A 15626-nucleotide genomic window follows, 5' to 3' on the forward strand; every position below is an offset into this window, starting at 1 on the left:
TATTTGTCTCGGGGGCCAAAATGGCCAGCGCCAAATCGGCCCCCGCTTGACCCTTGTGGATCAGAGAACCACCTGCACGTCCTGATCGACAATCAGCGTCGTGCCATCGTTGCCGATGGTATAGACATTGAAGGTCTCGCCGTCGATCTGACGGGTACCACCTGCATTGCCGCCGGCCAGGGTGATGGTGTCGTTGTTGTCGCCCCGGATCGTGAGCGTGTCCGAATTGCCGGACAGCGCTTTGATAGCGGATTCGTTCAGGGTCAGGCTGACATCCGATGCATAGTGCAGGTTCAGATCGTCCACGTTGAACTGGCCAAGGGCCGCGTGATCCAGTGAGCCTGCATTGGTCGCATTGTCGTCAAAGACCACAAGCGTGCTTGAGGTATTGCCGACCGCGTCGTTGCGCGACAGCACAAGATGCGTCCCATCCGGAATAGCAGTGCCAAAGCGGAATTCCGTTCCGTCGATAGGATCGACGGTTTTGGACGCAGCAGGGGACCCCATGGTGCCATTCGGATTGAGCGTATTGACAGAATAATTGTCGGTCGCATCCAGCGTTTCCAGCCGGACGATCCCACTGCTCGATTCTGTGACCGTGTTGATGGTCGCGGCGCCAACTTCGGTATCGACGGAGAACTGCTCAACAGTGCTGCGTTCATTGCCGGCGGCGTCTGTGGCACGGATGGTGGCCGTTGCGGTATAGGTGCCGTCGGGCAGATCCGCATCAGAGAAGGTCACGCTCCAGTTCCCGGAGGCATCAACCGTCGCGTTATTGGTGATCGCGCCGATGGTGACAGCAACCGTAGAGCCTGCCTCGACCGTGCCCGACAGGGTGGTGCCTGCAATCTGTTCCGCCTTGTTGACGATGTCGTCGGACGTCTGGTTCGGCTGAACCGTCAAAGGCACCACTTCGGTATCGAGTGCAACGGTGTCAGAGACACTTGCTGTGTTGCCTGCGTCATCAACGATGGAAGCGGTGATTGGCAGCGTCTGGGTGCCCGTCGGGATTTCGGTTGCCGGGAATGTGGTGGCCCAGTTGCCGTTTCCATCAGCGACCACCTGGCGGCTTGCGGCGCCAAGACCGACCGTCACGGTCAGGCCTGGCGTGGCGGTGCCGCTGATTTCGACACCGTCGGCACGTTCGACCGCGTTGATCACGTCGTCGATCTCGATCGGGTCGGGAGATAGCGCCACAGTGCCTGCAACGGTGTCTACCCGGAGGGCAGAGGAGGCCGAAGCGGTGTTACCCGCCGCATCCGTTGACGACACTGTGACCGAGGTATTGTATTCGCCGGCAGCCAATGCGCCCGGCTCGAAGAGCGCGCTCCAGGTGCCATTGGAGGCGACGGTGGCAGTGCGGGTCACACCTGCGACAGTGACCTCCACACTGGAGCCCGGCTCAGCAGAGCCTGTGAGCGTCACACCGGCCTGCGCCTCAGCGGCATTGACGATGTTGTCGCCGCCCGCCTGATTGGCGTCGATGCTGACCGTAGTCGAGGTATCGACGCGCAAAGTGCCCGAGGTGCTCTCACTATTGCCTGCGGCATCGGTTGCGGTGACGCTGATTGGCGAGTCGTAGGGGGTGGCCGACTGGGTGATCTCGCCCGCAGTATAGGGTGCACTCCAGCGGCCCTGTGCATCGGCGGTCACGGTGCGGGTGATGCCCTGGAAGGTAACAGCAACGGAGGCGCCTGCCTCGGCGGTGCCGGTCAAGGTCAGACCGCCTGCGGCTTCGGCACCGTTCAGAAGATCGTCGCCACCGGCCTGTCCGCTATCAAGCCCAACACTGGTCGTGGTGTCCACGCGTATCTGACTGCTGGTCGAGGCCGTGTTGCCGTAGATATCGGTCGCAGTGGCTGTCACCGTGGTGTCATAGGTGCCATCAGCGATATCTGAGCCTGCAAAAGTTGCTGACCACTGGCCTTGGGCATTGGCGGTCACCGTGCGGGTTGCATTGCCCAGCTGTACCACAACGCTGGCGCCTGCCTCGGCGGTGCCGGTCAGATCCAGGCCGTTGTTGGCCTCGGTCGCGTTGATAAGGTTGTCACCCGCCAGCGGGTTGCTGAGCGCCACCGTGGTCTCGGTGTCCACACGGACGGTGCCGGTGGTCGAGGCCGTATTGCCAAGCGCATCGGTCGCAGTGACAGAGACACTGGCATCATATTCACCAGCCGGGATCTCGCTGCTGGCGAAATCCGCGCTCCAGTTACCCTGTGCATCCGCGGTCACGGTATGGGTGGTGCCCTCAAGCGTCACGGCAACAGTCGCGCCCGCCTCAGCTTTGCCGGTAAGAGACACGCCGCTGGCCACTTCTGGGGCTGAGATCACATTGTCACCAGCCTGCACCGCATCCAAAGACGCTGTGGTTTCAGTATCCACCGGGATTGTGGTGGAGGTCGAGCTGGTGTTGCCATTGGTGTCTGTGGACACAGCAGAGACACTTGCATCGTAGGTGCCTGTCGCGATTTCGGAGCTGAGATAGCTTGCCGACCAATTGCCCTGCGCGTCCGTGGTTACGGTGCGGCTGACGCCTTGGAATGTCACCACAACAGTCGACCCGGCTTCAGCAGTGCCGGTGAGAGTGATGCCGGCTGCCTGCTCGGCGCCGCTGATCATGTGATCATTGCCAACTTGGGTATTGATCGTCACGCGGGTTTCGGTGTCGACGTCTACGGTATGCGTGGTCGTGCTGGTGTTACCAAAGGAATCGGCGCTGGTGACTTCGATGGTGGAGCTGTAGATGCCCGTCGCCACTTCGTTCACGCTATAGTTGACCGACCATGTGCCGTTTTCAGCCACAGTGGTGGTGCGGGTCACGCCTTGGAAAACCACGCTAACACTGGCGCCAGCTTCGCCGGTGCCGTTGATCACAACGCCGTCGGCCACTTCGATATAGTTGATATGGTCGTCGCCTTCGACGGTGTTGACAGCGATCGGAGGCGGTGTGGTGTCGATGATGACCGACGGGCCATCAAGATCAAATTCGGTGCCCGTTGGGTCCTTGACATGGACCGTGGTCTCGTAAGAGCCATCCGGGGGCAGGTTGGTTACCGGGAAATTCGCAACCCACGTACCGTCATCTTTCACAGTGACCGTTTCTGTGATGGTGCCAAGTGTCACGTCGACTGTGGACCCTGGCGCGCCGGTGCCGCTGACGATCACGTCCTCGGTCGTGGAGCCTGCCACAGGGTAGGTTGCATCGGGGTTGTCGACGGTTGGTGTGACCGCGCCGCCGCCACCACCGCCGCCGCCACCACCGCCAACGATTGCGGCGGCACCAACGACGCCAGCTGCGGCACCGGCAGTGCCAAGGCCGCCAATCAGCGGTGCAACGAGAGGTGCGACAACCGGTTCGATACGCTCCACGTCAAGGAACACCATATCATCATAGGCGCTCCACTTGCCGCTTAGGTCCAGCGGCTCGTAGCTGGCATAAAGCATACCGTCGGTGCGGTCCTCCAAGACCACCTCGATGAAGTTGCCCTCTTCGCTGAGGAACAGGTTTTTGCCGCCGGTGGCACCGGTGTTGAAGAAATCATCCAGCACCACGACCTGACCGTCGATCAGGGTAATATGTAGATCCTGGCCGCGCCGCGCATAGCTTTCGACATCAGACGGGCCAAGGTTAAGCGAAATGTCTTTCGCCTGTGCCGTCGAAATTGTCGCCTGAGGAGTGTCAGCAGATGTACCATGCTGTTTGGTGCCCGCCATGTCGCGGACGATGTATCCAACCGTACTCATTTTTATATACCGCTCGTCAAAAGACCAAAGCGCCGGAATTATAGCGCCGAGGTAGCCTGCATTGTTTTGCCCATCGGCCGTCTCCGCGACCATATTGACGCCATATTGCTGCCTTCCCAGTGACCTTGTCTAGGTTTTGATGAGCGGATTTTTACCGAAAACGTCGGGGTGTGGCTAATTTGTAGTCAAATTGCATCGAAGTTTATGCATCGGTTTTTGTTAATGATTGCCTTTGGTTGACGTAAGGGAATCGTTTGCCATCTGTTTGTGCTGCGCTCTGATGTTTGCGGGCCTTGTATCTAAGGCCCTATTGGGAGCGCGCTGCATAGTTGGCGGTACAGGTTGAGCGTAGTTTTTACGGGCTGGGTCACGTGTAAATCGCTGATGTGTGAACAAGTGTTCTATTAAAACGCACTGGTAATTAACCAAAAAGACACCAGTTTCAGATAGGATCGAGGGCATAATTGGTGTAGAGTTGATCCTAAGTATACGACGCCGAAAGCTAGGCAGCAGCTGGAATGTCACCGCTCAGAGTGACCCGCTGTTCTTGTATCGCCGGATCCGGCGCCGAGCAGAATTCAGACGAATATTTTCACGCGGACATTCCTTGGCCCTCGCGCTGGGCGCCCTCTGTCTGTGTGCGATCTTAGACCCCAGGAGGACCGGCGCGCAGTAACAAGGAGGCTAGAGCCAGATGAAAGACATTGCCGAACTTTTTGCCGAACAATATGGCGAAACGCGTGAGCAGGAGATGTCGCTGCAGGACTATCTGAACGCCTGTCGCGATGATCCCAGCATGTATGCCAATGTCGCCGAGCGTATGCTCAAGGCGATTGGCGAAGAGGAACTCGTTGATACGTCCAAGGACGCGAGACTTGGCCCGATCTTCCAAAACCGTACCATCAAACGCTACGCCGCCTTCAAGGACTTCTACGGGATGGAGGACACGATTGAACGGATCGTGGGGTATTTCCGTCACGCCGCACAGGGGTTGGAAGAGCGCAAGCAAATTCTCTATCTGCTTGGCCCGGTTGGGGGCGGTAAATCTTCACTCGCGGAGCGCCTGAAGCGGCTGGTAGAAGAGCAGCCGATTTATGTGCTGAAGGCTGGCGAAGAACTGTCACCCATTTTTGAGAGCCCGCTTGGTCTCTTTGATCCCCTTCGCATGGGCAAACTGCTCAAGGAGGAATACGGGATCGCGCAGCATCGTCTGCCTGGTCTGATGTCCCCATGGGCTGTGCAGCGGCTGGATGAATTTGGCGGCGACATCAATAAGTTCTCTGTGGTCCGCCTGTATCCATCGCGGCTGCGCCGGATCTGCGTTGCCAAGGTTGAACCGGGCGACGAGAACAATCAGGACATCTCCACCCTGGTGGGCAAGGTTGATATTCGCCAGCTTGAACACTTCAGCCAGGACAACCCGGATGCATACAGCTTCTCTGGCGGTCTCAATCGTGCGACGCAGGGTGTTCTGGAATTCGTGGAGATGTTCAAGGCGCCGATCAAGATGCTGCACCCCCTGCTGACGGCGACGCAGGAAGGCAACTACATGGGGACAGAGAGCTTTGGCGCCATTCCGTTTACCGGCCTGATCCTTGCGCATTCCAATGAAAGTGAATGGCAGCAGTTCAAGAACAATAAGAACAACGAAGCCTTTATTGACCGAGTGTCGATAGTGAAGGTGCCTTACTGCCTGCGTGTCTCGGAAGAGGCAAAGATCTACGACAAGCTGATCGAACACAGCGAATTGGTTGCGGCACCCTGCGCGCCAGAAACCCTAAAGATCCTAAGCCGGTTCTCGGTTCTGACGCGGCTGAAACCGCATGAGAACTCCAACCTCTATTCCAAGCTGCGGGTCTATGATGGCGAAAGCCTGAAAGACACCGACCCCAAGGCCAAGACCGTTCAGGAGTATCAGGATCGCGCTGGCGTTGATGAAGGCATGAATGGGATTTCCACGCGCTTTGCCTTTAAAGTGCTGTCGACCACGTTCAATTTTGACACAGATGAGGTGGCAGCAGATCCCGTGCACCTGATGTATGTGCTGGAACAGATGATCAAGCGCGAACAGTTTCCGGCCGAAACAGAGGCCAAATATCTTGCCTTTATCAAGACAGAACTGGCGCCGCGCTATGAAGAGTTTATCGGCAATGAAATCCAGAAGGCCTATCTGGAAAGCTACACCGAATACGGGCAAAACGTGTTTGACCGCTATATCTCATATGCGGATGCCTGGATAGAAGAGCAGGATTACAAGGACCCCGATACAGGCCAGCTCTATGATCGCGAGGTTCTGGATGCAGAGCTCAGCAAGATTGAAAAACCCGTTGGCATCGCAAATCCCAAGGATTTCCGCAACGAAGTGGTGAAATTCGCCCTGCGTCATCGTGCGAACACGGGATCAAATCCGGCTTGGAACTCCTACGAGAAACTGCGCGATGTCATTGAAAAACACATGTTCAGCCAGGTCGAAGAGCTGCTGCCGGTGATTTCCTTTGGCAGCAAAAAGGACAGCAAAACCGAAGGTAAGCATCAAGAGTTCGTCGAGCGGATGCGCAGCCATGGCTACACCGACCGGCAGGTCCGGCGTCTGGTGGAATGGTACATGCGGGTCAACAAGGCGGGTTAACAGCAAAAGGGCGGGTGCCAGATGCATCATTTTATTGACAGGCGCGCCAATCCCAAGGGCAAAAGCTTGGGGAACCGGCAACGGTTCCTCAAGCGCGCCCGAGAGAGCATCAAGGAGCGCGTTGACAAATCGGTGAAGGAGAAATCCATCAAAGATGGTGGCGGTGTTCCTGCCGAGGGTGAAAAGGTGACCATCCCGACACGTGGGCTAAAAGAACCTAGGTTCCACCATTCCTCCAAGGGTGGCCGACGTCGCCACGTGTTGCCGGGCAATAAGGAATTCATTGTCGGTGACACATTGAAGCGACCACAGGGGGGCGCCGGCGAGGGCGGCAAACAGGCGTCCGAGGACGGTGAGGGCGCGGATGAATTCTCCTTTACCCTGACGCGTGACGAGTACCTGGAGATTCTGTTTGATGGGCTGGAGCTGCCGGATCTGGTCGAAAAGGCAACTGTAGAGACTGAAACCATTGGCACGCGCCGGGCGGGGCTGACCACTGCTGGCACGCCAAACAACCTCAACCTTGTGCGCACGATGCGCAATTCTCTGGGTCGCAGGATTGCGCTGCAGCGCCCATCTGTTCGGTCGATTGCGGAGCTGAAAGAACAGATCGCTGAGCTGGAGGCACTCACTGAGCGGACAGAGGCGCAGGACAAGATCCTGGAGGAGCTGCTTCACCGCATGGAGGTGCTGGAGCGTAAGCGCCGGGTGGTTGGCTATATCGACCCGCTGGATCTGCGCTATGACACTCATGTGCCTGAGAAGATCCGCAACTCGCGCGCTGTGGTGTTCTGCCTGATGGATGTGTCCGGCTCGATGCAGGAGCGGGAAAAGGACCTGGCGAAACGGTTCTTCATGCTGCTGCATCTGTTTTTGGCCCGCAGCTACGAGCACACCGAACTGGTGTTTGTACGACATACCCATCACGCACAAGAGGTGGACGAGGAGACATTCTTTTATGCGCGCGAAACCGGGGGAACAATTGTGTCAACCGCGCTCGACAAGATGAAAGAGATCATCGACGAGCGTTATCCACCGGACGAATGGAATATCTATGGCGCACAGGCCTCAGATGGCGAGAATTTCGGCAATGACTCGGCGCGCTGCAAGGCGCTTCTGCTGGAGGACCTGCTGCCGGTTTGCCAGTATTATGCCTACGTCGAGATTGTCGATGAAAACGCCGAGATGCTGCTGAGTAACCCCGAGGCAGGTGAGGATCTGTGGCAAAATTACCGGCAGGTCAAAGCGCAGGCCTCTCATTTTGAGATGCAGCGTGTGTCGCAGCCCGCGCATATCTATCCGATTTTCCGGGAATTCTTTCTTCCCAAGGCAAAAGGGGCGCAGAATGCAGGCGGCTGATACTGTGGCAGAACCTCTGTTTACCGGTCCGGAATGGACCTTTGAACTGCTGGAAACTGCTCGCGATGCGATCGAGGATATTGCGCTGAATGATCTTGGGCTGGATGTTTATCCGAACCAGATTGAAATCATCTCTGCCGAGCAGATGCTGGATGCCTATTCCTGCGTCGGCCTGCCGTTGATGTACCAGCACTGGTCATTTGGCAAACATTTTGCGCGTGACGAAACCCTGTACCGCACGGGGCGGCAAGGGCTGGCCTATGAGATCGTTATCAATTCCAATCCCTGCATCAGCTACAACATGGAAGAGAACACCATGGCGATGCAGACATTGGTGATGGCGCATGCCGCTTTTGGGCACAATCACTTCTTCAAGAACAACTACCTGTTCCAGCAGTGGACCGATGCGGCGGGGATTCATGATTATCTGGCATTTGCCAAGAACTATATCGCCGCTTGCGAAGAACGTTACGGGCTGACCGCGGTCGAGGAAATCCTTGACGCTGCCCATGCGCTGCAGTCGCAGGGGGTGTTCCGTTACGGTCGCCCGCCAAAACCCACAAGCGAAGAGCTGGCCGCCATGCAAAAAGTACGCGAAGGCTATGAAAGCGGGCAAAGCGTGCTGGATTTGTGGACTGATGCGACCATGGGCCAGGACAAGCTGGAAGAGATTAGGGATGAACCTTTCAGCGCGCGCCGAAAGCTGATGAACCTGCCGCAGGAAAACCTGCTGTATTTCCTTGAAAAACACAGTCCGGTGTTAGAGCCTTGGCAATGTGAGATCCTGCGTATCGTACGGATGCTGGCGCAGTATCTCTACCCGCAAAAACAGACCAAGGTCATGAACGAAGGCTGCGCGACCTTTGTGCATTATTACATCATCAACAAGCTGTTCGAGCAGGGGCGCCTGACCGAAGGCGCCTATATGGAGATGATGCATAGCCATACCAATGTTGTGCTGCAGCCGGAATATGACGATCCGCGCTATTCCGGCATGAACCCCTATGCGCTGGGCTTTGCCATGATGCAGGACATTCGCCGCATCTGTGAGGCGCCGACCGACGAGGATCGCGAATGGTTCCCGGACTTTGCAGGCGATCCGGACTGGCGGCGGGTGATGCGCGATGCCTGGGCCAATTACCGGGATGAAAGTTTTATCCAGCAGTTCCTGTCGCCGCATCTCATTCGCAAGTTCAAACTGTTCACGCTCGCGGATGACGCGGATCAATCGCACCTGTTGGTAAGCCAGATTCACAATCGTCAGGGCTATCGCTCAGTCCGGCGCGACCTCGCGCATTCCTATGATTTGGCCTATTTAGAGCCTGATATTCAGGTTACAGACGCAAATTTAAAGGGTGATCGTGAACTGAAATTAACTCATACCGTGCGAGACGGCATTCATTTGTCGGAGGAAAACAAAGACGAAGTGCTAAAGCATCTGCGGCGGCTGTGGGGCTATGATGTGAGCCTCGAGGCGGTAGACGCGGGGACGTAATGTTGGCAGCAACGCGGCTATGGCATCTGGGTGCGCAGCTGATCCTCAAGCGAGGTCTTGGCCGCCAGAATATGCTGGGCCGTCAGCCGCGCCGCGAGATCGGCATCGCTGTCTTGGCAGGCCTTCAGGATGGCGCGGTGCTCTCCTTCACTGCGTGACATGCCATCGCTCAGCACCAGCTGGGCGCGTATGTATCGGTCGATACGATCCATGGCGGTTTCGACAACCTCAATGTGATAGGGCATGCCGCTGACGCTATAGAGCGTTCCGTGGAATTGTCGGTTTAGCGTGCCCCATTGCATCGGATCGCCGCAGGCTGAAAATGCATCCAAATGAGCAGCCGCTTGTGAAATCACATCGTCCGTCATGCGCGCAACAGCAGCACGCATGAGATCGGCCTCCAGCTTTGCCCGCAGTTCAAAGATCTCGGCAGCATCCTGCATAGATAAGGTTGCAACCACTGCGCCCTTGTAGCGCTGCGTGGTGACCAGCCCTTGTTGCTCCAGGCGCGTTATGGCTTCTCGTACTGGAAATCGTGAGGTGTGAAACGCTTTCGCAATCTCATCCTGCCGCAGGGGGGTCCCGTCCGTCAGCTCGCCCTTAATGATTGCTTTGCGCAGCGCGCGAAAGATAATCGTCGCGGCGGATTCTGTTTTGGAGATATCGACGGCCTGTAGTTTCAATGAGGGTCTCTGTCATGGGAGTGTCGTGTTGAGTATGCCTTTGCTTCAACCGATAGGCTAGTCTCTGCTGCAGGCAACCTACTGGGGGTGCGAAGAGCATGGCCCAGAAATGCAAAACGCAGGCCCGTGGGCCTGCGTCGATACCTTGACGAGAAAGAACGATTAGAATTCGACGACCGCACGGATCGACTTGCCTTCGTGCATCAGTTCAAAACCGTGGTTGATCTCGTCCAGGGACAGCTTGTGGGTGATCATCGGATCAATCTCGATTTTGCCGTCCATGTACCAATCTACGATTCTGGGCACATCGGTACGGCCGGCCGCGCCACCAAAGGCGGTGCCGCGCCAGCTGCGACCAGTGACCAGCTGGAAAGGCCGCGTGGAGATTTCGGCACCAGCGGGGGCAACGCCAATGATAATGCTTTCACCCCAACCCTTGTGAGCGGCCTCAAGCGCGGTGCGCATCACATTTACATTGCCGGTGGCATCAAAGGTGTAATCCGCGCCCCCCTTGGTCAGCTCAACCAGATGCGCGACCAGATCGCCGTCAACTTCGGAAGGGTTCACGAAATCGGTCATGCCAAAACGCGTGGCCATCTCGACCTTACCAGGGTTGAGATCGACGCCAATAATCTGGTCCGCACCGGCCAGCCGCAGACCTTGGATCACATTCAGACCGATACCGCCGAGCCCAAAGACAATTGCGCGTGAACCGATTTCCACCTTAGCGGTGTTGATCACAGCGCCGATACCGGTGGTGACGCCGCAGCCGATGTAGCAAACCTTGTCAAACGGAGCGTCTTTGCGAATCTTGGCGAGCGCGATTTCCGGCACCACGGTGTGGTTGGCAAAGGTCGAACAGCCCATGTAATGGTGGATCGGAGTGCCATCCAACATCGAGAAACGGGTCGATCCGTCGGGCAGCAGACCCGCACCCTGGGTCGAGCGGATGGCCTGACAGAGGTTGGTCTTTGGGTTCAGGCAGTATTCGCATTCTCGGCATTCAGGGGTGTAGAGCGGGATCACGTGATCGCCGACCTCCAGGCTGGTCACACCTTCGCCAACTTCGACCACGATGCCTGCGCCTTCATGGCCCAGAATCGCAGGAAAGATGCCTTCGGGATCATCGCCTGAGCGGGTGAACTCATCCGTGTGGCACAAGCCTGTTGCCTTGATTTCGACCAGCACCTCACCCTTTTTCGGGCCTTCGAGGTTTACTTCCATAATCTCCAGCGGCTTTCCGGGGGCAACGGCCACAGCTGCGCGGGTGCGTATCATGGTGAAATTCCTTTGTTCTGTCAGTGACGGCAGGCGCCAGTTGCGCTGGGGTGCATATTGGCAGACCCGGTTGTGGGGCGCAAACCGCCAGCCGCCGCCTAATGATTATTTCTTGCAGCCTTGAGTCTAGCGATACCGGCCTGTCCTGCCGCAGAAGAATACGACAGCGTGATCTTCGTTCCCGTCATCAGATTGTTTGCCTACCGAGGGCCGTCTTTCGCAGGGCGCGTAGTGAGATGAAATAATCCGGTGATCTGCCCTTGACCTTCCCCTGACTGGAAGCCCCATATCTGTATGAGAACATTCACCAGACGATCTAGAAAAAGGTCACGTTAATGTCGGAGTCGGATACCAGAGAGTTGAATTTGGAGGTCACTGGCTTAAATTGCGCAGGCTGTGTTGGTCGCGCAGAGCGGGCGCTGGCGACCGTTGATGGCGTGACTAAAGCCACAGTCAATCTGGCCAATGGCAGGGCGTATGTGAGCTGGCAAGGTGACACGGATGTTGCGGATTTACGCGATGCCCTTGCAACTGCGGGCTACCCTGCGGCGGAAACGACGTTGGATGTGCAGGTCAGCAGGCTGAGCTGTGCCGGTTGTGTCGGCCGGGTTGAGCGGGCGTTGCGCGCAGTTCCAGGCGTTATTGCGGCACATGTGAACCTGGCTCAGGAGCGGGCGCACGTCGTCTATTTGGCCGGTAGTCTGGCTCCGGATGATGTCTTGCATGCAAGCGAGGCAGCCGGATACCCGGCGAAACGTCTTACCGCCGACATTGATGGTGCGCAAAGTCGCCAGATCGAAAAGCAGGGCGAAATTCGCCTGCTTGGTCGTCAGGTGCTGTGGGCCGCCGCGCTGACCCTGCCAGTTTTTGTGATCGAGATGGGCGGCCATATGTTGCCGTGGCTGCATCATTGGATTGTCGGCACTATCGGCACTGGCAATAGTCAAATATTGCAATTTATGCTGACCACGCTTGTTTTGTTCGGGCCCGGGCTTCGGTTCTATCGTCTGGGCGTTCCGGCGCTGATGCGTGCGGCGCCTGACATGAATGGGCTGGTTGCCATTGGCACGGCGGCGGCCTATGGGTTCTCGGTTGTGGCAACCTTCGCACCGGGGCTGCTGCCCGTCGGCACCGCCAATGTCTACTATGAGGCAGCGGCAGTGATCGTCACATTGATCCTGCTGGGCCGCTGGTTGGAAGCGCGTGCGAAGGGGCGCACTGGTGCTGCGATCCGGGCCTTGGTCGGGCTACAGCCCAAGACCGCACTTGTTGTCGTCGCGAACCAAACTGAAGAGCGTCTTGTTGTGGATCTGCGTGAGGGTGATCACGTGCGTGCCCGCCCAGGAGAGCGGATTGCCGTTGATGGCCTGGTTCTGAGCGGACGGTCCTATGTCGATGAAGGCATGATAACTGGTGAACCCGTCCCGAATGAGAAGCGCGCGGGCGATCAGCTGAACGCGGGGACCATCAACGGCGCCGGAGTGCTGGACTATCGTGCAACCCATGTCGGGGCGGATACGCTGCTGGCGCAGATCATCCGCATGGTTGAACAGGCGCAGGGGGCGAAACTGCCGGTGCAGGCACTGGTGGACCGGATCACCTTGTGGTTTGTGCCCGCCGTCATTGCAATTGCTGCGCTGACAGTGACCGCTTGGCTGTTGTTTGGCCCCGCACCGGCTTTGCCACTTGCCTTGGTGGCTGGTGTGTCGGTGCTGATCATTGCCTGCCCCTGTGCCATGGGATTGGCGACGCCGACCTCTATCATGGTCGGGATCGGGCGTGCGGCCCAGATGGGGGTGTTGTTTCGCAAGGGAGACGCGCTTCAGCGCCTGCAGGAGACCAGCATTGTTGCGCTGGATAAGACCGGCACCCTGACCCAAGGGCGCCCGACCTTGACCGTGCTGCGATGCGCCGAAGGGTTCGATCGCGCGACATTGTTGCCCTTGTTGGCGGCGGCAGAGGCGCAGTCAGAACACCCGATCGCGCGCGCCATTGTGGCAGCAGCGGGACCGGACCTGCCCGCCGCGACAGATGTCGAGGCGATCCCTGGCTTTGGCTTGCGCGCAAAAGTTGCGGGGCGGCAAATCCTGATTGGCGCGGCGCGCCTGATGCAACGTGAGGGAATTGCTTGCCAGCCTTTTGAGGCCGAGGCAGACGACCTCGCGGCGACCGGTGCGACGACGCTTTTTGCCGCGGTGAATGGGCAGCTTGCGGGGCTGGCAGCCGTGACTGATCCGATCAAACCCGGCAGCCGGGCTGCGGTTGAGGCCATGGTCTCTCGTGGGCTCAAGGTGGCTATGCTGACAGGTGATGGGCCTAAGACTGCGCGGGCCATTGCCGATGATCTGGGTATCGACATCGTTGAGGCCAATTGTCTGCCCGGTGACAAGGTGACCGCACTGGAGGCTTTGCAGCGGGAGCATGGTACACTGGCCTTTGTTGGGGATGGGATCAATGACGCACCAGCCCTCGCGGCGGCGGATGTTGGCATTGCGATTGGTACTGGTACGGATGTCGCAATTGAGACTGCGGACATCGTTTTGGTGTCCGGCGATCTGCGTGGGGTGGCCAATGCGATCACCGTGAGCAGGGCGACGATGCGCAATATCCGCCAGAACCTCGGTTGGGCATTTGGTTATAATATCTTGCTGGTGCCTGTCGCTGCGGGTCTATTGGTGCCCTTTGGTGGCCCATTGCTGTCGCCGGGGCTTGCTGCCGGGGCGATGGCGCTGTCCAGTGTTTTTGTCCTAAGCAACGCGCTGCGCTTGCGTCGAATGCGGTCTGGATTAGATCAAGGGGATACGGCCACAAATGTGCTGGCCGAACCAACACTGGAGGAGGTGCGACCTTGAATATCGGTGATGTGGCTGCCCGTTCGGGGTTACCTGCCAAGACAATCCGCTACTATGAGGATATTGGCCTGATCAAGCCGCGCCGTAGCGAGAACGGCTATCGCTGCTTTGCTGAGACTGATTTGCATAAGCTGGCCTTTTTGGGCCGTTCACGGGCGCTTGGCTTCACAATTGAGGATTGCCGTACGTTGCTGGCTCTTTACGAGGATGAAAGCCGTGCCAGCGCAGATGTGAAACGGCTCGCCCAAGAGCATCTGGACAAGATCAATGCCAAGATCAGCGATCTTCAGGCCATGCGCGATACCCTGTCGGAACTGGTGACTTGCTGCGCCGGTGACAATCGGCCGGATTGCCCAATTTTGCGTGACCTATCGCAATTGTCCGGCAGGGACCTGAGCGCAGCGACTGTGGCTGAACAGACCGACAAGGGCGGTGTATAAGACGGGTGACCTTGCCGTGCCATACGCCTTGAGCAGCTGCCCCATCGTTCGCAAAGATGGGTGGTAACGCGCGGCGCATTCTGCGCCCAGGTGCTACTCGGGAGGGTCAGGCAATCGGGCAACAGCAGCCGAGGGAGGAGCGGCTCTTGCTGCGAATGCGTCGCGCGCAGTATCGACATAAGGTTCGTTATGCGCGCAAGCAAGGGGGCGGTAGGTCCTGACGCTGCGTTGCCTTGTTTGCGCAGCAAATGGCCGATCTAGAGCGTGTGGATCTCTGTCAATCGGCATTTCAAGCGGATGTCAGGCCTTTGATGCCCGCAAGCCAAGGATCTTGCGGGCCTCGTTGCAGCTCGCGACAGGTCGCCCGTATTGTTCACATAGTTGTACCGACCGCCGCACCAGCGCGGCGTTTGAGGGCGCAAGCGTATTGCGGTCCAATCGCAGATTGTCCTCTAACCCGGTGCGGGTATGGCCGCCGGCAGCAATCGCCCATTCACTGACCTGGATTTGACCGGCGCCAATGCCCGCAGCGCACCATTGGGCATCGGGTGCCAGCCGCTGTATGGTTCGGACATAATAGTCAAAGACGTCGCGATCGACAGGCATCGCGTTTTTGACGCCCATCACGAATTGCACGTAAAGCGGCGCCTTTAGACGCCCGTCACGCGACATCGCGACTGCCTGATGGATGTGCGAGAGGTCAAAGGCCTCGATCTCGGGTGTGACATCATAGGCCAGCATTTGTGACGCGAGCCAATCAACCAGATCCGGCGGGTTTTCATAGACACGGGTGGGGAAATTATTGGACCCAACTGACAGCGAGGCCATATCGGGACGCAGAGACAACATACCGCCGCGTTCATGCCCTGCACCTGATCGGCCCCCGGTGGAGAGTTGGATAATCATATCGGGGCAATGGTGCTGGATTCCCCCCATCAGCTGCGCAAATCTATCTGGATCCGAGGTTGGCGTCTCGTCCTCTTGCCGGACGTGACAATGTGCGATGCTGGCGCCCGCCTCATAGGCCTCATGCGTGCTTTCGATCTGCTCATTTATGCTGATCGGGACGGCCGGGTTATGCGCTTTTCGTGGCACTGAACCGGTGATCGCGACACAGATGATGCAGGGCAGGGTCATAGCAGGCTC

General features: G+C 57.9%; 9 protein-coding genes. 5 read left to right on the top strand and 4 right to left on the bottom strand.

Annotated features, from left to right (window positions below; all coding sequences use genetic code 11):
* Positions 1-60: 60 nt before the first annotated feature.
* Complete coding sequence (locus PhaeoP97_RS00910; RefSeq protein WP_072506238.1) at positions 61-3744, bottom strand: Ig-like domain-containing protein; 3684 nt, start codon at positions 3742-3744, stop codon at positions 61-63.
* Positions 3745-4438: 694 nt separating this feature from the next.
* Here PhaeoP97_RS00910 and PhaeoP97_RS00915 point away from each other — a divergent pair.
* From PhaeoP97_RS00915 to PhaeoP97_RS00925, 3 genes are read left to right on the top strand one after another with little or no spacing between them, the layout of a single operon-like run.
* A complete protein-coding gene (locus PhaeoP97_RS00915; protein WP_072503471.1) occupies positions 4439-6373 on the top strand; it encodes a PrkA family serine protein kinase in 1935 nt (644 codons plus the stop codon).
* A 21-nt stretch (positions 6374-6394) separates the two neighbouring features.
* Positions 6395-7732, top strand: a complete 1338-nt coding sequence (locus PhaeoP97_RS00920; protein ID WP_072503472.1) for a YeaH/YhbH family protein — start codon at positions 6395-6397, stop codon at positions 7730-7732.
* A complete protein-coding gene (locus PhaeoP97_RS00925; protein WP_072503473.1) occupies positions 7719-9227 on the top strand; it encodes a SpoVR family protein in 1509 nt (502 codons plus the stop codon). The genes PhaeoP97_RS00920 and PhaeoP97_RS00925 overlap by 14 nt, the downstream gene beginning before the upstream one ends.
* Before the next feature lie 17 nt (positions 9228-9244).
* On the opposite strand, the gene PhaeoP97_RS00930 is transcribed toward PhaeoP97_RS00925, so the two are convergent.
* Together PhaeoP97_RS00930 and PhaeoP97_RS00935 are read right to left on the bottom strand one after the other, a co-directional pair.
* The gene (locus PhaeoP97_RS00930) at positions 9245-9910 is read right to left on the bottom strand and encodes a GntR family transcriptional regulator (RefSeq protein WP_072503474.1); all 666 of its coding nucleotides are present in this window, start codon (positions 9908-9910) and stop codon (positions 9245-9247) included.
* A gap of 162 nt (positions 9911-10072) precedes the next feature.
* Complete coding sequence (locus tag PhaeoP97_RS00935) at positions 10073-11188, bottom strand: S-(hydroxymethyl)glutathione dehydrogenase/class III alcohol dehydrogenase (RefSeq protein WP_072503475.1); 1116 nt, start codon at positions 11186-11188, stop codon at positions 10073-10075.
* Between the two features lie 335 nt (positions 11189-11523).
* Here PhaeoP97_RS00935 and PhaeoP97_RS00940 point away from each other — a divergent pair, with 335 nt between their 5' ends.
* Together PhaeoP97_RS00940 and cueR are read left to right on the top strand one after the other, a co-directional pair.
* Positions 11524-14040, top strand: a complete 2517-nt coding sequence (locus PhaeoP97_RS00940; RefSeq protein ID WP_072503476.1) for a heavy metal translocating P-type ATPase — start codon at positions 11524-11526, stop codon at positions 14038-14040.
* Positions 14037-14480 (top strand): Cu(I)-responsive transcriptional regulator, encoded by a 444-nt coding sequence (gene cueR / locus PhaeoP97_RS00945; protein WP_072503477.1) that lies wholly within the window; start codon positions 14037-14039, stop codon positions 14478-14480. The genes PhaeoP97_RS00940 and cueR overlap by 4 nt, the downstream gene beginning before the upstream one ends.
* A 300-nt stretch (positions 14481-14780) precedes the next feature.
* Here the strand turns inward: cueR and PhaeoP97_RS00950 are convergent, their stop codons facing one another.
* Positions 14781-15617 (bottom strand): 3-oxoadipate:acetyl-CoA acetyltransferase, encoded by an 837-nt coding sequence (locus PhaeoP97_RS00950; RefSeq protein ID WP_072503478.1) that lies wholly within the window; start codon positions 15615-15617, stop codon positions 14781-14783.
* Positions 15618-15626 lie beyond the last annotated feature (9 nt).

The sequence above is a fragment of the Phaeobacter porticola genome (assembly GCF_001888185.1).
Lineage (GTDB): Bacteria > Pseudomonadota > Alphaproteobacteria > Rhodobacterales > Rhodobacteraceae > Phaeobacter > Phaeobacter porticola.